The organism is Rothia aeria (genome assembly GCF_016726365.1).
Lineage (GTDB): Bacteria > Actinomycetota > Actinomycetes > Actinomycetales > Micrococcaceae > Rothia > Rothia aeria.
The window spans coordinates 1,014,303-1,036,312 of the sequence record NZ_CP068102.1 but is presented as its reverse complement, the minus strand read 5'-3'; the positions used below and the strand labels follow the sequence as shown (position 1 = coordinate 1,036,312).

14 protein-coding genes are annotated in these 22,010 nt (G+C 53.8%); 6 read left to right on the top strand and 8 right to left on the bottom strand.

Features of this window, described 5'->3' with window-relative positions; genetic code table 11:
• Positions 1-193 precede the first annotated feature (193 nt).
• Positions 194-1,264, top strand: coding sequence for an LLM class flavin-dependent oxidoreductase (locus I6I94_RS04320; protein WP_201620932.1), 1,071 nt, complete (start codon positions 194-196; stop codon positions 1,262-1,264).
• Between the two features lie 80 nt (positions 1,265-1,344).
• Here I6I94_RS04320 and I6I94_RS04315 read toward each other — a convergent pair whose 3' ends face one another.
• The gene (locus tag I6I94_RS04315) at positions 1,345-2,118 is read right to left on the bottom strand and encodes a hypothetical protein (RefSeq protein ID WP_128087470.1); all 774 of its coding nucleotides are present in this window, start codon (positions 2,116-2,118) and stop codon (positions 1,345-1,347) included.
• A 368-nt stretch (positions 2,119-2,486) separates the two neighbouring features.
• Between I6I94_RS04315 and I6I94_RS04310 the strand changes: the two genes are divergently transcribed.
• The 4 genes from I6I94_RS04310 to I6I94_RS04295 all read left to right on the top strand — a co-directional run bounded on the left by I6I94_RS04310 (position 2,487) and on the right by I6I94_RS04295 (position 8,813).
• On the top strand, positions 2,487-4,214 hold the full coding sequence (locus I6I94_RS04310; RefSeq protein WP_201620931.1) for a DUF7059 domain-containing protein: 1,728 nt from the start codon (positions 2,487-2,489) through the stop codon (positions 4,212-4,214).
• A 116-nt stretch (positions 4,215-4,330) separates the two neighbouring features.
• A complete protein-coding gene (locus I6I94_RS04305) occupies positions 4,331-4,750 on the top strand; it encodes a pyridoxamine 5'-phosphate oxidase family protein (RefSeq protein ID WP_023133706.1) in 420 nt (139 codons plus the stop codon).
• 201 nt (positions 4,751-4,951) lie between these two features.
• Positions 4,952-7,753 carry a type I DNA topoisomerase gene (gene topA / locus I6I94_RS04300; RefSeq protein ID WP_201620930.1) on the top strand — a complete coding sequence of 934 codons (2,802 nt, stop codon included), beginning with the start codon at positions 4,952-4,954 and terminating at the stop codon, positions 7,751-7,753.
• An 88-nt stretch (positions 7,754-7,841) separates the two neighbouring features.
• Positions 7,842-8,813, top strand: coding sequence for a Ppx/GppA phosphatase family protein (locus I6I94_RS04295; protein WP_128087471.1), 972 nt, complete (start codon positions 7,842-7,844; stop codon positions 8,811-8,813).
• A gap of 28 nt (positions 8,814-8,841) precedes the next feature.
• On the opposite strand, the gene rhuM is transcribed toward I6I94_RS04295, so the two are convergent.
• Complete coding sequence (gene rhuM / locus I6I94_RS04290; protein ID WP_128087472.1) at positions 8,842-9,807, bottom strand: virulence protein RhuM/Fic/DOC family protein; 966 nt, start codon at positions 9,805-9,807, stop codon at positions 8,842-8,844.
• Between the two features lie 188 nt (positions 9,808-9,995).
• On the opposite strand from rhuM, the gene I6I94_RS04285 reads away from it, so the two are divergent.
• Positions 9,996-10,559, top strand: a complete 564-nt coding sequence (locus tag I6I94_RS04285) for an SMI1/KNR4 family protein (RefSeq protein WP_128087473.1) — start codon at positions 9,996-9,998, stop codon at positions 10,557-10,559.
• A 265-nt stretch (positions 10,560-10,824) separates the two neighbouring features.
• Here the strand turns inward: I6I94_RS04285 and I6I94_RS04280 are convergent, their stop codons facing one another.
• The 6 genes from I6I94_RS04280 to I6I94_RS04255 all read right to left on the bottom strand — a co-directional run bounded on the left by I6I94_RS04280 (position 10,825) and on the right by I6I94_RS04255 (position 21,907).
• Entirely contained in the window at positions 10,825-12,165 is a 1,341-nt protein-coding gene (locus tag I6I94_RS04280) for a hypothetical protein (RefSeq protein ID WP_236588937.1), read from the bottom strand.
• A 298-nt stretch (positions 12,166-12,463) separates the two neighbouring features.
• Positions 12,464-14,218, bottom strand: coding sequence for a hypothetical protein (locus I6I94_RS04275; RefSeq protein WP_236588936.1), 1,755 nt, complete (start codon positions 14,216-14,218; stop codon positions 12,464-12,466).
• A 144-nt stretch (positions 14,219-14,362) separates the two neighbouring features.
• Entirely contained in the window at positions 14,363-15,787 is a 1,425-nt protein-coding gene (locus I6I94_RS04270; RefSeq protein WP_236588935.1) for a hypothetical protein, read from the bottom strand.
• A 51-nt stretch (positions 15,788-15,838) separates the two neighbouring features.
• The gene (locus I6I94_RS04265) at positions 15,839-17,527 is read right to left on the bottom strand and encodes a hypothetical protein (RefSeq protein ID WP_128087475.1); all 1,689 of its coding nucleotides are present in this window, start codon (positions 17,525-17,527) and stop codon (positions 15,839-15,841) included.
• A 3-nt stretch (positions 17,528-17,530) separates the two neighbouring features.
• A complete protein-coding gene (locus tag I6I94_RS11410) occupies positions 17,531-20,395 on the bottom strand; it encodes a pentapeptide repeat-containing protein (protein ID WP_236588934.1) in 2,865 nt (954 codons plus the stop codon).
• Positions 20,396-20,629: 234 nt separating this feature from the next.
• A complete protein-coding gene (locus I6I94_RS04255) occupies positions 20,630-21,907 on the bottom strand; it encodes a hypothetical protein (protein WP_128087476.1) in 1,278 nt (425 codons plus the stop codon).
• Between the last annotated feature and the right edge of the window lie 103 nt (positions 21,908-22,010).

Genomic DNA, 22,010 nt, shown 5'->3' with positions numbered 1-22,010 from the left:
CTTGAAAATCAACCGCGCAAAGTTGTATAAAAATAAGTAGTGTGATGAATATTTCGCGGAATATTTTTACTGTGGACACAAACCTTCATAAATACTTGACTTGTAAAGTAATTGGGTTTAGGGTAGGTGGGCATAACCGAGAATTAGACATCCTGTGATAACAGCACACGGAACACACGGAAGGCAGCGAACAATGAATGCTCACAAAACAACTCCCACCCTCGAACACCTCCAACCGGCGCCCGGCACCAGCAAGAAGCTCGGCTTCCTCTCCTTTGGGCACTGGGCCGAAATTCCCGGCTCGCGTGTGAACAGCGCCTCCGACTCGCTGCACCAGGCTATCGATTTGGCGGTAGGTGCCGAAGAGATTGGTTTGGACGGCGCGTTCTTCCGCGTGCACCATTTTGACCAGCAGCAGGCCACCCCGTACCCGCTTCTGTCGGCGATCGCCGCTAAAACCAGCCGCATTGAGCTGGGCACCGGCGTGATCGATATGCGCTACGAAAACCCGCTGTATATGGCCGAACTCGCCGCAATGTCCGACCTGATTTCCGCCGGGCGCTTGCAGCTGGGGGTCTCACGCGGCTCGCCCGAATCCGTTATCCGCGGTTTCGAGAGCTTCGGCTATTACCCCGCCGAAGGTGAAGATGAGAGTGCGATGGCACGCCGTCACCTCGACCTCTTCATGAAAGCAATTCAAGGTGAGGGCATGGCACCCTCTGTGCGAGTACAGGGCAAGTACGCCCCCGTGCAGCCGCAGTCGCCCGGCCTGAGTGAGCGCATCTGGTGGGGTGCGGGGACCGACAACACCGCCGTATGGACAGCGCAGCAGGGCCTGAACCTCATGTCTTCAACGCTGATGCTCGAAGATAAAGGCATGCCCTTCGACCAGCAGCAGGCCGAACAGATTCGCCTCTACCGCGAGGCATGGGTCAAAGCGGGGCATACCCGCGTGCCGCGCGTGTCGGTCTCGCGTTCGGTGATCCCCATTATTGATGCCGAGTCGGCGCGTTATTTTGGCCGCCGCGCGGAGGAAGATTCGCAGGATTACACCGGTATTATCGACAACACCTTCTCCCGGTTTGGGCGCAGCTACATTGGCGACCCCAACCTAATCGCCGAAGAACTAGCACGTGACGCGGCCGTTCAGGCAGCAGACACCGTGCTGCTGACCGTGCCGAACCAGCTGGGCGTGGACTTCAACCTGCGGCTGCTCGAATCCATTGTGAAGGACATTAAACCCGCGCTGACGGTGAAGGCGTAACGCGGCTGAACGGTTGAACCCCCTGCCTGTGTGGGCCCCCGGCCTGCCCCGGCAGGGCACGGCTGGATAGTAAAGGATGGCTAGATAACGCCTTTGCGGTGGAGCTTACGCTCCACCGCATCGGGGCGATAACGCACATCCGCCCAAGTGAGATGCACAAAATCCCAGCCTTCGCCACGAATCGCCTCTTCGCGGGCTTTCTGGGCCGGGGTATCTTGCGGTGAAACATCCTGCGGCGGGGCGTGCCCCGGTGCGCCAACAACCTCAACCACCACACCGTGCTCAACGAGTGCCGCACCCACCCGGAACGTCTGCAACGGGGTAGAAATCTGGTACTGCTGCACCGGCTCCAACCCGAGGTTCAGAAGCGCCACCCGTGCCAGCGTCTCGGCAGGTGAAGCGGATAAGGAGCTCATAGCAGCCGCCACACGGTGCGCATTCTTAGACCCCCGGCTTCTGCGCACCGCCATGAGGCTATCGTGCAGCTCAGTATGCGTGAGCTCGGGGAAGGAACGCAGGGCGCTTTCGGCAATCACCATGGCCTCCGCGAAATTCGTATCGCGCACGCTCCCAATGGTCGCGGCCACGGGGTCAACCACCCGCAAACCGCCGGGTCCGGTCAGTATGGTGGCGCGGTGGCTGGGCTCATCCTGCCGGTACTGCAGGCCACTATTGGTTGCCCCGCCGCTTCCTAGTACCTGGAGCTTATCGGGGACGCTCAGCGTTTGTATACCGTGAATAATGGCTGCGCTGCGGTGACTAAAGACGGGGTCACGCAGCACGCGGGCGTGCGCAATAATACGCGCCAAATGCTTATCAGCAGGGTTCAGCTCAGCCCACTCGGGGGCGCTCATGTACTGCCCCTGGGCGAGCCGAACCGTATCGCCGCCGCGCTGCCCACCGTGAAAAAACTGGGGGTCAGGCCCTTCACTAAGACCAGTTTTTATATTTTTTATTTTATTAGATAGTATTTCATGCTTTTCCATACTGTTTATAAAAGCATTATGGCCTAAGGTTCGCTTCCCGGCGTACCCTAGCCTGTGGATAATAGCGGTTTAAACGGAAATATCCACAAGCTGAGCATAAAAACCCCGTCACGGCGCGTCACATAATCCGCCCGCACAAGACACCCGACCCAGACACACCAGCCCCGGGGCAACTAATAGAAACCCAAGAGAAAAGCACCCCATCTGCGCCCGCAGCATTTTATAGAATGGGGAGCATGGCTGATGAACTGTACTCCCGCATCCCCGACACCCCCATAAGCGACGATACCGCCCGGCTTGAACGCATCCGGGGTGCCCTTGAGAAGCTTAACTACAGTTACGACGGGGTGCGTGAACTGCTGGGGGAGCGCGCCTTTGAAGCGATGGCGCGCGACCAGGTTGTGCCCGGCACCTGGCGGGTACAGAACATCCTTGATGATGCGCACACCACCGACCCCGACCGCCGCCTGGCGCGCATAATCGGGTTTTTCCTGTTCGCACGCACCCTAACCCGCACGGAACTTGCCGATGCGCTCGGCGGCGAACCCGCGCTGAACGACCTTATCGCGGCACACCTCGTGGAACCGACGGAGTCAGAAAATACCCACACCCCCGAGAATCCCGGCGAAGAACCGCATTACCGCGCCGTGTTTGACCTGCGCCCGCATTCGGCTGATGACGGCACCGAGCTGTGGGTGGCCTCCGATTTGGGGGCGCATCAGCGACCCGGGGTGCTGCGCAAGGACCACGTGCTGGGTATCGGGCAGGCATCCCTAACCCTGGCGCAGATTACCGAGCGCACCCCCGTGGCGCGTGCCCTCGACGTGGGAACCGGGTGCGGTATTCAGACCTTCCATCTGCTCGCCCACGCAGACCACGTAACAGCCACCGATATTTCGCCGCGCGCCCTCGCCTTCGCCCGATTTAACCTGCTGCTGAACGCCCCCGCCCTGAAACTCGACCCGCAGAACCTTGAAGCACGCGTCAGCCTCCGACAAGGCTCTTTGCTGGAACCCGTGGCGGGGGAGCAGTTCGACCTTGTGGTCTCAAACCCGCCGTTCGTCATTACCCCGCGCCGCGCAAACGAAAGCAGCGACGACCAGTTCACGTACCGCGACGGCGGGCTGCCCGGTGATGATATTGTCAGCACGCTTATTCGGCGCATCCCCGAGGTGCTGGTACCCGGCGGGCGCGCCCAGATGCTCGGCAACTGGGAAATTCACCGCGACAACACAGGCGAAGCGCAGCCCTGGGATGCGCGCCTGCGCACCTGGTTCGCCGAATCCGCCACCGGCACCCCGAGCGAAGCGTGGGTAATTCAGCGCGAAGTGCTCACCCCCGAATCCTATGCGGAAACCTGGCTCAAAGACGCGAGTGAAAACCGCGACCGTGACCACTACGAGAGCACCTACCGTGCCTATCTCGACGACTTTAAAAACCGGAACGTTCATTCTATTGGGTTCGGGATGCTCTGGCTCCGCCGCCCGGCACACACCACCGAAACCGTACCCCTGAACCGGTTCGAAGACATCACCTACCCCATAGCCCAGCCCATCGCGCAAAGCATCACCGAGGCCGTGGCACGCTTCGACCGCCTCACCGCCCTGACCGATCAGGCGCTCACCGAAACCCACCTGGTGGTCGCCGAAGACGTGACCGAAGAACGTCACGGTCGCCCCGGCGCCGAGCATCCGAACGTGATCCTGCTGCGCGCCGGATCCGGGCTGTGCCGCACAATCCTGCTCTCAACCGAAACCGCCGGATTCGTCTCCGCATGTGACGGCGAGCTGAGTATCGGGCAGATTCTGGGGGCGCTCGCCATGCTCCTGGGCTGGGAAGACTACACACCGGATGCGCACGCCGCCTTCGGCACCGAGAACGAGCATCCGCGCGACACCCTGCTGGTCGCTGTCCGGGAACTCATCGAAAAAAGCTTCCTACACTTCGCAGACGAAAACGGCTAACCCCACCTGCCCCATGCTAAAAAGGCTCTTTATTCCAATAAAGCGTTAAAAACACCGCTTTATTGGAATAAAGAGCCTTTTTATGCCCCGCCCGGCACACCCCCTACACTAAAAGAATGAGCATACAAGAGCACAACCAGATGATGAGCACCGAATCCTGCTGGGAAACAATACGGGAAAACACGCTCGGGCGCCTCGTCATCACCGACGGCCAGTTCGTAGACGTACTACCAGCCTTCTACGGGGTCACCGGCGACGAAATCTACCTGCGCACCACCCGCGGCGACAAACTCTCCTCCGTGGTGGTCAGCCGCCGCGTAGCATTCGAAATCGACGAACCCCTGCCGGAAGGCATACGCACCGTCATCGTCCAAGGGGTGGCGCACTGGCTGCCCAACGAAATGACCCCGGATGTGGTGCACACTCTAGGGTTGCGTCATTTTAGCGACGGCAATAAGATGCAGTGGGTGCGCATTGAGCCGCGCAAAGTATACGGCCGCGAATACCGGCTGGTTGAAACCGACAGCGGGCAGTAGACACAGCCCACACCACGGGCACCAGCCCGCAGGGCGAACCCGGCGCGCTGCCCCACCGCACCCTAACTTGCGCCCGCCACATTAATGGCTTTACATAGAGGGAACACCCGGCGCGTTGCGCCGCCAATGGGAGTTTCGGGCGCACTATGCGCTATTGTTGAATCGCATCTAGACTGAAAACCACCCCACACGAGGAGAGCCGTGCCCACCAAGGCAAAGAACGGAAAAGCCCTACTGATCGTTGAGTCCCCATCGAAGGTGAAGACCATCAGCGGTTACTTAGGCGGCGAATTTCTGGTGGATTCGTCCATGGGACATATCCGCGACCTGCCGCAGCCTTCCGAACTGCCCGAAAACCTGAAAAAAGGCCCGGTCGGCAAGTTCGCGGTCAATATCGACGACGATTTTGACCCCTACTATGTGGTCAACCCCGACAAGAAGAAAAAAGTCGCCGAACTCAAACGCAAACTCAAAGACGTTGATGCCCTCTACCTCGCAACCGATGGTGACCGCGAAGGTGAGGCAATCGCCTGGCACCTCAAAGAGGTTCTGAAACCCAAGGTTCCCGTCTACCGCATGACCTTTCCCGAAATCACCCGCGAAGCCATTGAACGCGCCTTCGGGGAACTGCGCGATATTGACCTGCACCTGGTCGATGCCCAAGAAACCCGCCGTATCCTTGACCGTATCTACGGTTACGAAATCTCACCCGTGCTCTGGCGCAAGGTCGGCCGCGGGCTATCTGCGGGCCGTGTACAGTCCGTAGCAACCCGCCTCGTTGTTGAACGCGAACGCGAACGCATGGCCTTCGTCGCCGCCAACTACTGGGATCTGACCGGGCATTTCATCACCACCAGCAACGAGGGCTTTGACGCCAAACTCGTGGCGGTTGACGGCACCCGAGTTGCCACCGGCAAAGACTTCGCCGACGACGGCACCCTCACCTCCACTAAGGTCACCCACCTCTCAGAGGCGGATGCGCGTACCCTCGCCGAAGCCCTCACCGCCGCCCCCTTCGCGGTGCGCTCGGTCGAAACCAAACCCTATAAACGCCGCCCCGCCGCGCCGTTCACCACCTCAACCCTGCAGCAGGAGGCGGCACGTAAGCTGCGCTTCTCATCGCGCGTAACCATGCAGGTTGCCCAGCGCCTCTACGAGAGCGGCTACATTACCTACATGCGTACCGACTCGGTGGCACTCTCAGACCAGGCCGTGAAGGCGGCACGCCGCCAAGCATCCGAACTCTACGGCACCGAATACGTGCCCTCCGCGCCGCGCACCTACGCCTCCAAGAGCAAAAACGCGCAGGAAGCGCACGAAGCAATCCGCCCCGCAGGCGACGCCTTCCGCACCCCCGACGCCGTGCGCGGCGCGCTCTCCAACGACGAATACCGGCTGTACGAGCTGATCTGGAAACGTACCGTCGCCTCGCAGATGGCAGACGCCACCGGTTCGACCGCATCCGTGCGGTTGGGAGCAACCGCATCCAACGGGCGCGACGCCGAGTTCGCAGCATCCGGCACCGTCATTACCTTCCGAGGCTTCCTCGCCGCCTATGAGGAAGGGGTGGACGCAACCCGCCTGGCAGAACGCGACGCCAAGAACGCCGAGAAACGCCTGCCCGCGCTCGCACAGGGTGACCCGCTCACCGCCAAGAAACTTGAAGCCGCCGGGCATGAGACCCTGCCCCCGCCCCGCTACACTGAGGCTTCGCTCGTGAAAACTCTTGACGAGCTGGGCATTGGACGCCCCTCCACCTACGCCGCCGTGATTTCAACGATTATGGACCGCGGCTATGTGCAGGTGCGTTCCGGTTCGCTCGTGCCTTCGTGGACCGCGTTCTCGGTGGTGCGGCTGCTTGAAAACAGTTTCGGCCCTTACGTGAACTACGAGTTCACCGCGCAGATGGAAGAAGACCTTGACCGTATTGCCCGCGGCGAGGAGTCGCGTGTGGAGTGGCTGGGTGCCTTCTACTTTGGTGGCGGGGCGCAGAAAAAGCGCGGGCTCAAGCCGATTGTGGATAATCTGGGCGATATTGATGCTCGCGATATTAACTCGATCCGCATTGCTGACGGCATTGTGTTGCGCGTGGGTAAATTCGGCCCTTACCTTGAGGCTGAAGGCACCGTCAATACCGAAACCGGTGAAGTTTCTGACCCCGTGCGCGCTAATGTTCCCACCGATTTGGCGCCTGATGAGCTGACCGCTGAGAAGGCGAAAGAGCTGCTTGAGCAGGGCAAATCCGATGGGCGCGTGCTCGGCACCGACCCGGCCTCCGGGAACCAGATTATCGCCCGCGACGGGCGCTACGGCCCGTACGTTACCGAAGTTATCGAAGAGATGACGGAGGAGCAGATTCAGGCGTACCTGGATGCGCAGCCCACCGAATACTACAAGAACGGCAAACCCAAGCCGAAGAAGAAGCCTAAGCCCGCTAAACCGCGCACTGCATCGCTTTTCAAATCTATGGATTTGGCGACCGTAACTCTAGAGGATGCGCTCAAGCTCTTGAGCCTGCCGCGCGTGCTCGGTACTGATGCGGAAGGCAACGAAATTACCGTGCAGAATGGGCGGTTTGGGCCGTACCTGAAGAAGGGTACCGACTCGCGGTCGATTGGGTCTGAGGAAGAGATCTTCACGATCACCCTTGAACAGGCGCTCGATATTTATGCACAGCCTAAACAGCGCGGACGTGCCGCCGCTAAGCCCCCGCTCGCCGAACTCGGGGTAGACCCGAACAGCGAAAAGAATATCGTGGTCAAAGACGGGCGGTTCGGGCCGTACATTACCGACGGCGTTACCAACATTACGGTGCCGCGTTCGGAAACCATCGAATCGCTCACCCATGAGCGCGCCGTCGAACTGCTGGCCGAGAAGCGCGCTAAGGGGCCTGCGAAGCGTAAGACCGCGGCGAAAAAGACAACCGCCAAGAAGAGCACCGCGAAAAAGACAACCGCTAAAAAGTCCACTACTGCAAAGAAGACTGCGGCTAAGAAGGACTAGTCCGTCTGACGCTGGATGAGTGCGCAGTGTGCCAGACTTAACGGAGTTGTATATTATCTCGGCACCTGCCGGGGGATAGGAGCGCGCTGTGCGCCTTGGAGTTCTTGACGTGGGGTCGAACACCGTTCACCTGCTGCTTATTGACGGGCACCCGGGTGCCCGCCCCGAACCATACGCTTCGCATAAGATTCCGCTGCAGCTGGTGCAGTATTTGACGCCGTCAGGTGATATTTCTGACGAGGGCCGCGCCGCGCTGACCGAGTTCGTGAAGTCTGCCCGCGATTTCGCCATTGAAAACAACGCCGAGGACCTGCTCGCCTTCGCGACCTCCGCTATTCGTGAGGCCGGTAATGGTGCCGAGGTTCTGCAGCATGTGCGGCGGAAAACCGGGGTGAGCCTGAGCGGGATTTCAGGCGACCAGGAGGCGGCTATCACCTATTTCGCGGTGCGCCGCTGGCAAGGGTGGGGTGCGGGGCGCATCCTGAATTTTGATATTGGGGGCGGCTCGTTCGAGTTTTCCACGGGCACGGATGCCTTACCGGATGCGGCAATGTCGGTGCCGCTGGGCGCTGGCCGCCTGACCCGCGAGTTTTTTGAGGAGCAGCCGCCCGCACCGAAGCAGACGAAGCGGCTGCGCGGGTATGTGCGTGAGCAGATTGAGCCGGTGGCGCAGCAGCTGCTGGCATTCGGTGAGCCGAACATGGTGGTGGGCACCTCGAAGACGTTCCGGTCGTTGGCGCGTATCTGCGGGGCAGCACCGTATTCTGCGGGGCCGCATGTGAAGCGTGAGATGCATGTGACGGATTTGCGCCTGTGGACTCGCCGCATGGAGGCCATGGCCCCCGCCGAGCGCGCTGATTTGCCCGGTGTTTCCCGGATGCGCGCCGACCAGGTTCTTGCGGGTGCGATGGTGGCTGAGGCCGCGATGGAGATGTTCGGCGTGGAAACGATGCGTGTTTGCCCCTGGGCGCTGCGTGAGGGCCTTATTTTGAGGCGCCTGGAGCACCTGGCGGAGGGCACCAGCACCCCGCTGGACCCGAAGACCCTGGTGGGGGAGTAGCGGCGCACTGCGGGCCACGAAGCGAAGGCTACTGCGCAGCCGGGCTAATGAGCCGCTCCACGAGGGCTACCATAAGGTCCTTTTCTTTCGGGCTGCTCATGGCGACCATTAGGGTCATTGCCGCTAGGGCGTTGTTTGAGACGAGCGGTGTGCCATCGGCCGAAAACAGCAGGTTATTCTGGGCCAGAAACTCAATGAACAAGGCCGCGGCGCTGCGTTTATTCCCATCAACCAGCGGGTGGTCTTTGACCATGAGGTACAGTAAGTTCGCTGCTTTCTGCTCGGTGGTTGGGTAGAGGTCTTCGCCCGCGAAGCTCTGGTAGATGGTTGCGACAACCGACTTGAGTTTATCCCCGTTTTCGATCCCGAACAGCCTATCTTGCGGGAATTCGCTGCGGGCGCGGGCAATGATCGCCTGCGCTTCGGCATGAGTGAGCTGCCACACCGGCGCGTTCCCGGTGGATTCGCTGGCAGAGAGCGTGCCTTCGTCGTAGTCGCGCAGGGCTTGCAGGCTCGGTAGATAGGCTGCGAGTACTTCACCGGTACCGGCCACAAGATGGTTATCTGCCCGTGCCATGACTTCTACGATCTGCCCGAGCTGTTCAAGCCGCTGTTGGTTAATGCTGTACCCCTGCACCAGGTATTCGCGCAGGCGCTTGGTGGCCCAGATGCGGAACTGCGTGGCCGTGGCTGATTTGACCCGGTAGCCCACGGAGATAATGGCATCAAGGTTGTAGTGGCGCACTGATCGCCGAACCTGCCTGGTCCCCTCTTGACGAACTACCGAGAAATCCTCGGTAGTTGCCTCTTCTAGGAGCTCACCCTCAGCATAGATATTCTTCAGGTGGAGCCCAACATTGTCTGAACTGGTATTGAATAATACCGACATCTGCCGCTGGCTGAGCCACACAGTTTCGCCTTCTATCTGAACATCAATAGCGGGCTGATCAGTATTTGGCTGGTAAATAATGATGGAGTTATTAAATTCGTTCATGTGGCACTAATTGTAGTTAAAGTGGATTTATATTTAATTATTGCATGAATTCAGCCGGAATTGAATACGCATAATCTGCCCGTACCTCAATGACCGCCAGGATAGAAACAGTTACGGCTGTGCAGTAGCATGTAAAAAGGCTCTGTGCTGACTTGTGAACTGGACTATATCTATATTGAGGAGTTTCTGTGCCTATCTATACACCTGAAGAATACCTGGCCGTGATCGAGCGTATTAAGACTAAAATTGCTCAGAAGAATATCAGCATGGGGCCTACCATTTCGGAGACGGAAATTGCTGCTTTTGAGAGTGCCTGCAACACCCGCCTGCCGCAGGCGTACCGGCTGTTTCTGCTGGAGGTTGGTGACGGCTGGAACGACCCTGCGGCGGAGAGCATTAGCGCCAGTCCCATTCACCGGCTCGCAGAGATTGAGCACAAAGACCTTTCCCTCCCCATGACGCTCACGGACGGCTGGGTTTGGGAGGATGAGGAGGACGAAGAGCAGCTTAGCGACGAGTCCTTTGAACGTAAGCTGGGGAACCAGGGTATTGAGCTCATGGATGAGGGGTGTGGCATGACCTATGAGCTGATTACCGCCGGGCCGTGCGCCGGTGAGGTGTGGAGCTTCTCGGATGTGGGTGTTAGCCCCTGCTGTGAGCGCCAGGACTTCCTGGGCTGGTTTGAGCTCTGGATAGACAGCGACGGTGACCCTGACTATTTCAAGGATTATGTCTACGAAGAAGACGAATAGCATATGCCGCAAGGTTTTACTGGGCCCTGTGTGAGGGGGCAGGTTTTGATGCGGTTGGGGCGCCTGGTAGAGGCGCTAAGTACGCCGCTGAACCTGAAAACTTTGGCGGGTAAGTAAGGAGGAGCAGCTGCATAAGCTGCCGGTACTTTCGTTCAATAAAGTTTAGAACTGTAGAGTTTTGGGATATTTGTCGGTTATAAACTATCCTAGAACACCATGATAGGTTGGTTAGTCTTCTATACTTTCTATTGTGCTGTTTTCTAATTTATACTGTGGTAACTTCCTCCCGCCATTTGTGGAGTTCTTCGTTTAGAGCTTGCAGCTTTTTCGAAAGTTCTTCCTTCTCTTTGAGATCTTTCACCTCAAAAAGTTTATTATTTATTTTTTCTATTTCTTGGAATTTACCTTCAAGGTATTCTTTCTGTTCCAAGGTGAGAAATTTGCATTTTAGAGGTATACCTTCTGGGTTTAGATAAATAGGATGACCTTTATCATTATCTACCGTAAAATTATTATTAATTGAACCAAAAAGTGTTTTCTGATAATAATTTTTTTGATAGAAATTAGGGGTGTATTTTGTGAAACAGGAAGAGCTACCGTTTTCATTATTTTCGCCAAAAGAAACGTCACTATAGAAAATAGACCCGATGAATACAGTCCTGCCTTTGTAGGTGGAGCCGTTGAAGATAGCCTTACTCTGGTAGGTAGAGTTGCGGAAGTAAGCCTCGCCCTTGTAGGTAGAGCCGCTGAAGTCAGCCCAACTCGTGTAGGTGGAGCCGCTGAAATTAATAGGTTTTGCGTAGTAAGAGTTCGTAAGGTCTATTGGGTAGAAGAAGGTGCTTCCCGAGAAATCGTATTCAAAGTCTGACCACGCCCCCGGTGTGTTTTTGTCTGAGTCTTGTAGACGGTCGTGAATTTCTTTAATAATTCCTAGACGAACGTCTGTTTCAGAATCTAATGTTGCTTTGTCTGCATAGAATTTTTCTTTTTTATCTTTATATATTCCTTTAGGCGTGGGGTTAGATAACTCATTATAATGAGAAGCGAGAGTGAATGGGGAGCGTATATAAGCGCAGAGGTTATTGATAATAACCTGTCCTTCTTTGAGCCTGTCCTCATATTTGTCTATAGACTCGTCTTCAAGCCATTCATCCACGAGTCCAACGAGTGTGTACACGCCGCCCATACGAATAGGAGCTTTCTCATCACCTAGCTGTTCTACCGCTTTGGTGTACCGTTCTCTGCGTCCTGCCCTCACCTGTCGCAGATGGTCTCTGTCATTTTTCTCTTTTTCCTGATCGGTCTTGAGTTTTTCGTTATTGTTTTTGCGAAAAGTTTCGATAAGACCCATCACCGCGATAGCCCCACCGGTGATATAGAGAAAAGCTAACCGGAGGTTGCTCTGAGCTAGTAAGACAGGGGCGCTCTTATCGTTGGCTGGTTCTCTAGGGGTTTCAAAAACTCGTTGCGGGATAGATAGAGCACACGCTAGCCCGGCACTAGTAATCAGCAGAATAGCAATAGGCAGCCACCACCGTTTTATCCATAACCATATTTTATGCGACCGCCTAGGCTGTTCTGCTTCCTGCTGTTTTTTATCGCTCATAGGTAAGTAGACTCCTTACGGTGAGTGTGCGCAAGTACCACCCTACCGCATCTTCAGCTCGCCTTTCAGGTTTTCCTGAATTTTGGCTCAAGGTTTACCTGCAAATCTTTGCTGAGCAGGCAGATAACAGCCCGGCCCTGCGCATATTCAGAGGTCGTTGCGGGTTAAATCCTGTGGTCGAAACAAACCTGCCACGTCAGAGCAGGGTCAAACTCATAGGGGTAAACAGCACCGTAGAATCTTAGTGCTCTTATACGGCAGGAGGTGGAGACCGCGAATCCTTTGGGGCGGCTAGTTATTAGTTATCTTCCTCTTCGGGCGCTGTATCCTCCGCTTTTACCGTGGTGGCTTCCTCCCGCCATTCATAGAGCTTTTCGTTAAGAGCTTGCAGCTTTTTCGAGAGTTCTGCTTTCTCTTTGGGATCTTTTACCTCACGAATTTTATTCTTCGTTTCGTCTATTTCTTGGAACTTATCTGTAAGGTATTCTTTCTGCTCTGCGGTGAGAAAAGCACAGCCAAGAGGTAAGCCGTCAAGGTTGCGGTAAATGGGGTAGCCCCTGCCGTTTTCGACGGAGAAGTCATTATCAGGTGAACCAAAAAGTGTATTTTGATGGCTATTCTCATTATAAAACTGAGGGGTGCATTCTGTGAAGCGAGAAAAGTTACTGTTGTATCTATCTTTGCCATAATAAACGTCACCGCAGAAAATAGACCCACTGAAGTTGGCCTTATCTTCGTAGGTGGAGCCGCTGAAATAAACCTCATTCTGGTAGATGGAGTCGGTGAAACCAGCCCGACCCTGGTAAGTGGAGTTGCGGAAGTCAGCCCAGCCTCGGTAGGTGGAGCCGCTGAAATGAGCCCACTGGTAGGTAGAGTTGTTGAAGTAAACCTCACCCTGGTAGGTGGAGTCGGTGAAACCAGCCCGACCCTGGTAAGCGGAGTTGCGGAAGTCAGCCCAGCCTCGGTAGGTGGAGTCACTAAAGTCAGCCTTGTCCTGGTAGATAGAGTCGCTGAAGTCAGCCTCACTCTGGTAGGTGGAGTAGCTGAAGTAAACCTCATTCTGGTAGGTCGAGCCGCTGAAGTCAGCCTTACCCTTGTAGGTAGAGTCGCTGAAGTAAACCTCACTTTGGCAGGTAGAATTACTGAAGTCAGCCCAGCTTTGGTAGGTGGAGCTCATGAAGGTAGCTCCGTTCTGGTACGTGGAGGCGCTGAAGTCAGCCCAGCTTTGGTAGGTGGAGCAATTGAAGCCAACCCAACCTGTGTAGGTGGAGCCGTCGAAGGTAGCCCAACTCTTGTAGATGGAGCTACCGAAGTCAGCCTCGTCCTTGTAGACAGAGCCGTCGAAGCGAACCTCGTCTTGGTAAGTGGAGCCACTGAAATTAACGGGTTTTTTGTAATAGGAGTTTGTGAGGTCTATAGGGTAGAAGAAGGTGCTTCCCGAGAAATCGTATTCAAAGCCTGACCATGTTCCCGGTGTGTTTTTGTCAGGGCTTTGTAGGCGATCGTGAATTTCTTGAATAATGCTCAGGCGAATATCTGCCTCAGATGTGAACTCTGCTTTATCAGTGTAGAATTTCTGCTGATTATCTTTATAAAACCCCTCAGGTGTGGGGCTGGCCTGAGATAACTCATCATAATGAGAAGCAAGAATAAACGGGGAGCGAATATAGGCGCAGAGATTATTAACAATAACCTGCCCTTCTCTGACTTTTTCAGGCTCAGACAGATTTTCTTCTTCAAGCCATTCGTCCGCGAGCCCAATGAGCGTATACACACCACCCATACGAACGGGGGCACTCACATTACCAAGCTGTTCTACCGCTTTGGTGTACCGTTCTCGGCGTTCTGCTTTACGTTCTTTGAAAGCATTTTCGTCGAATTGCCGGATTTGTTCTTTGAGAACTTCCGCTTGGTGCTCTTGGTTTTTAAGGGCGGCTTTAATGTCTGCATTCGCTTTAGCGCGGTCGTTAGTATTCTTGCGGTAGGTTTCAAGTAGGACAAGCGCTGCCCCACCAGCCAGCAGCCACGGAAAAGCCTTCTCAAACCGTGCCATAAACTTGGTGTGCCGATATACCTCCGGGCTAGCAGATAATCTAGACTCTATAGTTTTGCGTTCTTCTGGCATTGGCGTTCTGCTCCTTAAAGTGATGGTGCGTGTTCCTTTTTACCCTACCGCATCTTCAGCTTAACCGGGCGGCTAGTTATCTTGCTCTCCGGATGTTGTGCCCTCCGCTTTTACCGTGGTAACTTTCTCACGCCAAACACGGATCTCACCGTTAAGAGATAGCGGAGTGTTGACAAATATGGCGTTCCCCTCGGTATCTTTTACCTCACGAAATTTATTCTTCGTTTTTCCTATTTCATGGAACTTATCTTCAAGGTATTCTTTCTGTTCTGCGGTGAGAAAAGCACAGCCAAGAGGTAAGCCTTCAAAGGCACGGTAAATGGGGTAGCCCCTGCCGTTTTCGACCGTGAAATCATTGTTATGCGAGCCAAAGAGCGTGTTTTTATGGTTTGTCTCGTCATAAAACTGAGGGGTGCAGTCTGTGAAGCGAGAAAAGCTACTGTTGTCTCCGTCTTGGCCAAAATATATTTCACTACAGAAAATAGACCCGCTAAAGTTAGCCTCGCCCCAGTAGATGGATCGGCTTAAATTGGCCCCTTCCTGGTAGATAGAGTTACCGAAGCCAGTCCTGCCCCGGTAGGTAGAGCCGCTGAAATCGGCCCCACCCCAGTAGACGGAGTCATTAAAGGCAGCTTCGCCCCGGTAAGCGGAATCGCGAAAGACAGCCCAGCCTTGATAAACGGAGCCGCCGAAAACAATCTTGCCCCAGTAGGTAGAGTTGCTGAAATCAGCCCCGCGCCGGTAGGTAGAGCCACAGAAATCAGCCTCTTCCCGATAGGTAGAGCCATTGAAAACAACCCAGCCCCGGTAGACGGAGCCACGAAAGAAAACTTCACCTTGATAAGTGGATCCGCTGAAGTTAGCCCCATCCTGGTAGGTGGAGCTGCTAAAGACAGCCTTGTCCTGGTACGTGGAACCGGTGAAGTTAGCCTGACTCTGGTATGTAGAACTGAGGAAATCAGCCCCACGCCAGTAGATAGAGCCGCTGAAATCTGCCCCGCCCTGGTAAGTGGAACCGCCGAAGCGAACCTCGTCCTGGTAGGCGGAACCACTAAAATTAACAGGCTTTGCGTAGTAAGAGCGTGTGAAATCTATGGGGTAGAAGAAGGTGCTTCCCGAGAAGTCATATTCAAAATCAGACCATGCCCCCGGCGTGTTTATTTCAGGGCTTTGTAGGCGATCGTGAATTTCTTTAATAATGCTCAGGCGAATATCTGCCTCAGATTCCAGCGCTGCCTTGTCAATGTAGAATTCTTGTTCTCTATTTTTGTAAAGACCTTCAGCTGTTGGGCTTTCCTGAGCCAGCTCATCGTAGTGAAAGGCGAGAGCGAAGGAGGAACGGATATAGGCACAGAGGCTATTGATAATAACCTGTCCTTCTCTGACTTTTTCTGTGTAATCCAGGTTTTCGTCTAGTAGCCACTCATCCACGAGCCCAACAAGCGTGTATACGCCACCTATACGGACAGGGGCTTCTTTGCTTCCGAGTTGTTCCATCGCTTTGGTGTACCGTTCTCGGCGTTCTACATTATGTTTTTCTGGCATTGCTTATCGGGTCCTCTGCGCTGTGGTGACTTTTTCACGCCATTCATTGAATTCTTTGTCAAGAGGTTGCCGCTTTTCTATGAGCCCTTTTTTCTCTTCATCATTTTTCACGGCAAGGATTTTATCGCTGGTTTCTTCCATCCTGCGGAGAATACTCTTCAGGTATTCCCCCTGATCGGGTGCCAGGAAAGCACAGTTGAGGGGTAATCCCTCAGGCGTGAGGTAAATGGGGTGGCCCCTACCGTTTTCGACCGTGAAATTATTCTTATGCGAACCAAAAAGTGCGTTTTGATGGTTTGTCTCGTCGTAGAACGCGGGGGCGTACTGCGTGAAACGGGAGGAGCAGCTGCCGTCTATATCTTCACTAAAATAGATTTTGTCGTCAAAAATAGACCCGTTAAAGGCTGCTACACCCTCATAAGTGGATCCGCTGAGATTAACCCAGCCCTGGTGCATAGACTCGCTGTAGTCAGCATTTCCCTGGTAGGTGGACTTACTGAAATCAGCCCAGCTCCCATAGGTGGAGTCAACAAAGTTAGCCCACCTCTGGTAGGTGGATCCGCTGAAGGTGGCCCATTCCCGGTATTCTGAGCCGCAGAAGTCAGCCCCAGCCCGGTAGGCTGATCTGCGGAAGTCAGCTGCACCCCGGTAAGTGGAGTAGCTGAAGTCAGTGAGGGCTTGGTAGGCGGAGCCACTGAAATCAGCCTCTTGGTAGGTGGAGAAGTAGAAGTGAGCCTCATCCTGGTACCTGGAGCCGCTGAAATTAGCCTTGCCCTGGTAGGCGGCACGGCTGAAGATAGCCCGGCCCCTATAGACGGAATCACTGAAATCAACTGTACCCGTGTAGCTGGAACCACGATGATACGCCTCACCGGCGTAGGTGGAGGCGCGGAAATCAGCCCTACCCTGATAGGTGGAATAGCTGAAATCGGTATCATCCCCATAGTCTGAATTGCTGAAATCAGCGTCACTTTTGTATGTGGAGGGAGAAATGAAATCGCTAAAAACAGCTTTTTGCATGTAGGTGGAGCGGCTAAAGTCAGCCCGACCCTGATAGGCGGACTCCCGGAAGTCAGCTTCACCCTGATACGTGGAATAGCTGAAATCAGTATCACCCCCGTAGTCTGAGTAGCTGAAATCAGCGTCACCGCAATAGTGGGAGCCGCTAAAATTAGCCCAGTCTTTATACACGGCATTATCGAATGCGGCAGGTTTTGCGTAGTAAGAATTTGTCAGATCTATGGGGTAGAAGAAGGTGCTTCCCGAGAAGTCGTATTCAAAATCTGACCATGCCCCCGGCGTGTTAATCTCAGGGCCTTGTAGGCGGTGGCGAATTTCTTGAATAATGCTCAGGCGAATGTTTGCCTCAGATTCTAGCGCTGCTTTGTCAGCGTAGAATTCTTGTTCTCTATTTTTGTAAAGGCCTTCGGCTGTTGGGCTTTCCTGAGTCAGCTCATCGTAGTGGAAGGCGAGAGCGAAGGAGGAACGGATATAGGCGCAGAAGTTGTTAATAATAACCTGTCCTTCTCTAACTCTTTCTAAGTATTCCAGGTTTTCGTCTAGTAGCCACTCATCCGCGAGGCCAATAAGCGTATACACACCATCCATACGGACAGGGGCTTTCTCATTGCCCAGTTGTTCTACTGCTTTTACGTACCGTTCTCGGCGTTCTGTATTATGTTTTTCTGGCATCGCTTATCGGGTCCTCTGTGCTGTGGTGACTTTTTCACGCCATTCATGGATTTCTTGGGTGAGAGACCGCAGCTTTTCTGAGAGTTCTTTCGTCTTGTCTGGGGTGTGCGGGGTATGAATTTTATTGCTGATTTCTTCCATCCTGCGGAGAATACTCTTCAGGTATTCCCTCTGATCGGGTGCCAGGAAAGCACAGCCGAGGGGTAAGCCTTTAAGGTTGCGGTAAATGGGATAACCTCTGCCGTTTTCGGCTGTGAAATTATTGTCGTGTGAGCCAAAGAGCGTGTTTTGGTGGTTTGTTTCGTCGTAGAATTCAGGGGCGCATTGTGTGAAACGGGAAGAGCTGCCGCTGTTTGTGCTCTGGCCACAATAAATTTCGTTGCGAAAGATAGACCCGCTAAAAGCAGTTTCGTCCTCATAGGTGGAGTTGCTGAGGCCAACCTGACCCTGGTAGATGGAGCCACTGAAATTAGCTTTACCCCGGTAAGCGGAGTTGCTGAACCCTATCCCGCCGACGTAAATGGAATTGCTGAAATCAACCTCACCCTGGTAAATGGAGTTGCTGAACCCGCCCCCATTCCAATAGGCAGAATCACTGAAACTAACCACTTCCTGGTAAGTGGAGTCGAAGAAGCTAACCATATCCAGGTAGGTGGAGTCGGTAAAACTAGCCTCATCCTGATAGGTAGAATCGTAGAAATCAGCCCAGTTCTGGTAGATGGAGCGGTCAAAATAAACAAAATCTTGGTAAGTGGATTTATTAAAACAAACCTCACCCCTGTAAGTTGAGTCACTGAAGTAAACCACATTTTGATAGGTGGAGCTATTGAAATCAGCCCGACCTTGATAGATTGAGCCGCGGAAGTCAGCCCAGTTCCGGTAGGTAGAATCGTTAAAATCAGCCCGACTTTGGTAGATAGAGTTACTGAAGTCAACCCAATCCTGGTAGGTAGAGCCGCTGAAATTAACGGGTTTTGTGTAGTAGGAGTTTGTGAGGTCTACGGGGTAGAAGAAGGTGCTACCTGAGAAGTCATATTCAAAATCAGACCACGCCCCTGGAGTGTTTTCATCTGGGCCTTGTAGGCGGTGGCGAATTTCTTTAATAATGTTCAGACGAATATCTGCTTCAGATTTTATGGTCGCTTTGTCTATATAGAATTCTTGTTCTCTATTTTTGTAGAGACCTTCGGCTGTTGGGCTGTCTTGAGTTAGCTCATCATAGTGGGAAACAAGGGCAAACGGGGAGCGAATATAGGTACACAGGTTATTAATAATAACCTGTCCTTCTCTAACTCTTTCTAAGTATGCCAGGCTTTCGTCTAGTAGCCACTCATCCGCGAGACCAACGAGCGTATATACGCCACCTATACGAACGGGGGCACTCGCATTACCAAGCTGTTCTACCGCTTTGGTGTACCGTCCTCGACGCTCTGCCATACGTTGTCTGAAAACGCTTTCAAGGCATTGCTGGGTCTGTTCTGCAAGAATTTTTATCTGGTTTTCATGGCTTTCAAGAATATCTTTAATAACTACATAAATCTTGGCGTGATCATTGCCGTTTTTTCGATAGTCGTCAAGTAGGGAAAGCGCTTCTCCACCTGCTGAGAACCATGGAACCTCCTCCTCAGCCCGTTTCAACTTGGTCTGCTGAGGTGTTCCTGTATTATTCGGCGAGTTGGGCGGTAATGCGGTAACTTTTTCACGCCAGTCGTGGAGTTCTTGGGTGAGAGACCGCAGCTTTTCTGAGAGCTCTTTCTCCACTTCATGATTCTTCGCGGCAAGGAACTCATCATTCGTTTCTTCTAGCCTGTGGAGGGTATTCCCCAGGTAATCCTTCTGGGCGGTTGATAGGAAGCGGCAGTCAAGGGGTAATTCGTCAGGGGTAAGGAGAATGGGGCAGCCCTCGCTGTTTTCGGCGGAGAAGTCATTATTGGGTGCGCCAAAAAGTGTGTTTTGCTGGTTTGCCTCGTCATAGAACGCAGGGGCGCATCGTGTGAAACGGGAAGAACCGCCGCTGCCTGTATCTTTACCAAAATCGATTGTGTCCTGAAAGATAGACCCGCTAAAAGTAGCCTCATCCTCGTAGATGGAACCGCGGAAGTTGACCCTACCCCAATAGATGGAGCAGCTAAGATCAACCCCCTCCTGGTAAGTGGAGCCGGTAAAACTAGCCTCATCCTGATAGGTAGAATCGTAGAAATCAGCCCAACTTCGATAAGCAGACTCGCTGAAGTTGGCATCACCCCAATAGGTGGATTCGTGAAAGTCTACCCAGTCTTGATAAACAGACTTGCTGAGATCAACCTCAGCCTGGTAGATGGACTCGTGGAAATCGGCCCCGCCCCGATAGGTGGAGCCGCTAAAATCAGCCCGACCCCGGTAGGTGGAGTCGCTGAAACCAACCCAGGCCCGGTAGGTGGATCCACTGAAATTAGCCGAACTCCAGTAAACGGATTCACTGAAATGAACGGGTTTCGTGTAGTAAGAGCGTGTGAGGTCTACGGGGTAGAAGAAAATGCTACCTGAGAAGTCGTATTCAAAACCTGACCACGCCCCTGGGGTATTTTCGTCTGGGCCCTGTAGGCGGGCGTGAATCTCTTTAATAATGCTCAGGCGCACATCTGCTTCTGCTTGAAGCTCTGCCTTATGAATATAGAATTCTTGTTCTCTATTTTTGTAGAGACCTTCAGCTGCTGGGCTGTCCTGAGTCAGTTCATCATACTCAGAGGCGAGGGTGAAAGGGGAGCAGATGTAGGCGCAGAGCTTATTAATAATCAACTGCCCCTCTTTAATTTTTTCGTCTTCAGATAGGTTTTCTTCGTGAAGCCACTCATCCACAAGCGTAACAAGTGCGTGTACGCCGCTCACGCGCGCAGAGGCGTCCTTGCTGCGAAGCTGTTTTACCGCTTGAAGATACCGTTCCTAACGCTCTGCCTTATGTTTCTCAAACGTGGTTTGGTGAGATACCTCTGAATTGTTCTCTACATTTTCGGGTGTATGCGGCATTGCTTTTAACGGTTCCTCACAGGTGAGTGGAGCGGCGTTTATTTCCTCCCCATCCTACAGCAGATACCCCGTATATGTAGGGGAAAGCGTCATCTGCTAGTTGCCACCAGGCAGAGCAGTAGCTTCTTTCCTCCACGCTCGTATATCTTGGCTTAGGCTCTCCATTTTCTCCCGAAGGTCTTGCCGCTCCTGCGGCACCTGCGAGTCATGAAGATGGGTCCACGTCTCGTGTATCTTTCGGAACTTTGCCGCGAGATAGTCTGCCTGTTCTGTAGACAAAAAGCTGCATCCCAGCGGAAGACCGTCAGCGCCGAGAGCTATAGAGTAGCCGCTGTTCGCAACCACAAAATTATTGCTAGACGAGCCAAATAACGTTGCCCGCGCATTCTTTTCAGCAACAAAACAGGGCGCACTCTGAACAAACCGCGAAGGATACGATTCCCCGAAAAAGTCGGTACCAAAATTCAGGGCACCGCAGAAAACAGACCCGTACAGGGAAACCTCGCCAGCAAAGACAGAATCATTCACAAAAACTGAGCCTTGGTACAGAGAGCCGTCGAACCCGGCCTCGCCCCGATAAGTAGAGCTATAGAATAAAGCCTCATCGTAGTAGAGAGACTGGTCGAAGAAGACCGATCCACCGTAAACAGAATCGTGGAAGGAAACCTCACCATAGTAAACAGACCAGTTGAAACGCGCCGAATCATGGTACGTAGATCCGCTCCACTGGGCTTCACCACAATAGGTTGAGTTGTTGAAGAAAACCCAATCGTAGTACGTAGAATCGCAAAAATAGGCGCTTCGTTCATAGGTGGAACCGTTGAATTCGGCACTGGTGTAGTATGTGCACCTGCTGAAATCAACGGAATTCTGGTACCAGGAATCCTTCATATCAACCGGGTAGAAGAAAACACTATTCGAGAAATCGTACTCAAACCCAGACCACGAGCCTTCTACATAACTCCTTCTGTCGTCCTGAGGAAAATGGCGCAACCGGCGGTGAATTTCCTGCAAAGCCTGCTGACGAACCTTTGCTTCTGCCAGAAGCTCCGCTTTGTGCATATAGAAATCTTGGTGGTTGTCCCCGTATACGCCGTGCTGGCTGGGCTTATTCTGCGAGAGTTCATCGTACCGAAATGCCAGCTCAAAAGGGTCGCGGATGTAGGCGCAGAGAACATCAACGATGCGCTGGCCCTCCGTGTGCTTTTCTTCTGCGGATAAGGATTCATTGGCAAGGTATTCATCCGCCAGCCCCACGAGTGCGTGCACCGCGCCCAGCCGTGTGTATGAGTGGGCAGAGTCAAGCAGCTCGACGGCTTTTAGATAGCGATCCTGCCGTGAAGCATTCAATGTGCTCTTGTTGCTGGCGGTCATGGCGGGTGACTCCTTGCCTGGTGGTTGGAGGCGTGCCCCTTCACCCTACCGCAGCCGATCAGCAATACCAGGGATTTCTTGGTGCAGAATGTGAAAACTAGGC

What these genes read in the sequence shown, in the direction of transcription:
- I6I94_RS04255 (WP_128087476.1), bottom strand. Translation starts at nt 21,907, where the DNA reads ATGACCGCCAGCAACAAGAGCACATTGAATGCTTCACGGCAGGATCGC.
- I6I94_RS04305 (WP_023133706.1), top strand. Translation starts at nt 4,331, where the DNA reads ATGAGCATACAAGAGCACAACCAGATGATGAGCACCGAATCCTGCTGG.
- I6I94_RS04280 (WP_236588937.1), bottom strand. Translation starts at nt 12,165, where the DNA reads ATGAGCGATAAAAAACAGCAGGAAGCAGAACAGCCTAGGCGGTCGCAT.
- I6I94_RS04265 (WP_128087475.1), bottom strand. Translation starts at nt 17,527, where the DNA reads ATGCCAGAAAAACATAATACAGAACGCCGAGAACGGTACGTAAAAGCA.
- I6I94_RS04275 (WP_236588936.1), bottom strand. Translation starts at nt 14,218, where the DNA reads ATGGCACGGTTTGAGAAGGCTTTTCCGTGGCTGCTGGCTGGTGGGGCA.
- I6I94_RS04320 (WP_201620932.1), top strand. Translation starts at nt 194, where the DNA reads ATGAATGCTCACAAAACAACTCCCACCCTCGAACACCTCCAACCGGCG.
- rhuM (WP_128087472.1), bottom strand. Translation starts at nt 9,807, where the DNA reads ATGAACGAATTTAATAACTCCATCATTATTTACCAGCCAAATACTGAT.
- I6I94_RS04270 (WP_236588935.1), bottom strand. Translation starts at nt 15,787, where the DNA reads ATGGAACAACTCGGAAGCAAAGAAGCCCCTGTCCGTATAGGTGGCGTA.
- I6I94_RS04310 (WP_201620931.1), top strand. Translation starts at nt 2,487, where the DNA reads ATGGCTGATGAACTGTACTCCCGCATCCCCGACACCCCCATAAGCGAC.
- I6I94_RS04315 (WP_128087470.1), bottom strand. Translation starts at nt 2,118, where the DNA reads ATGAGCGCCCCCGAGTGGGCTGAGCTGAACCCTGCTGATAAGCATTTG.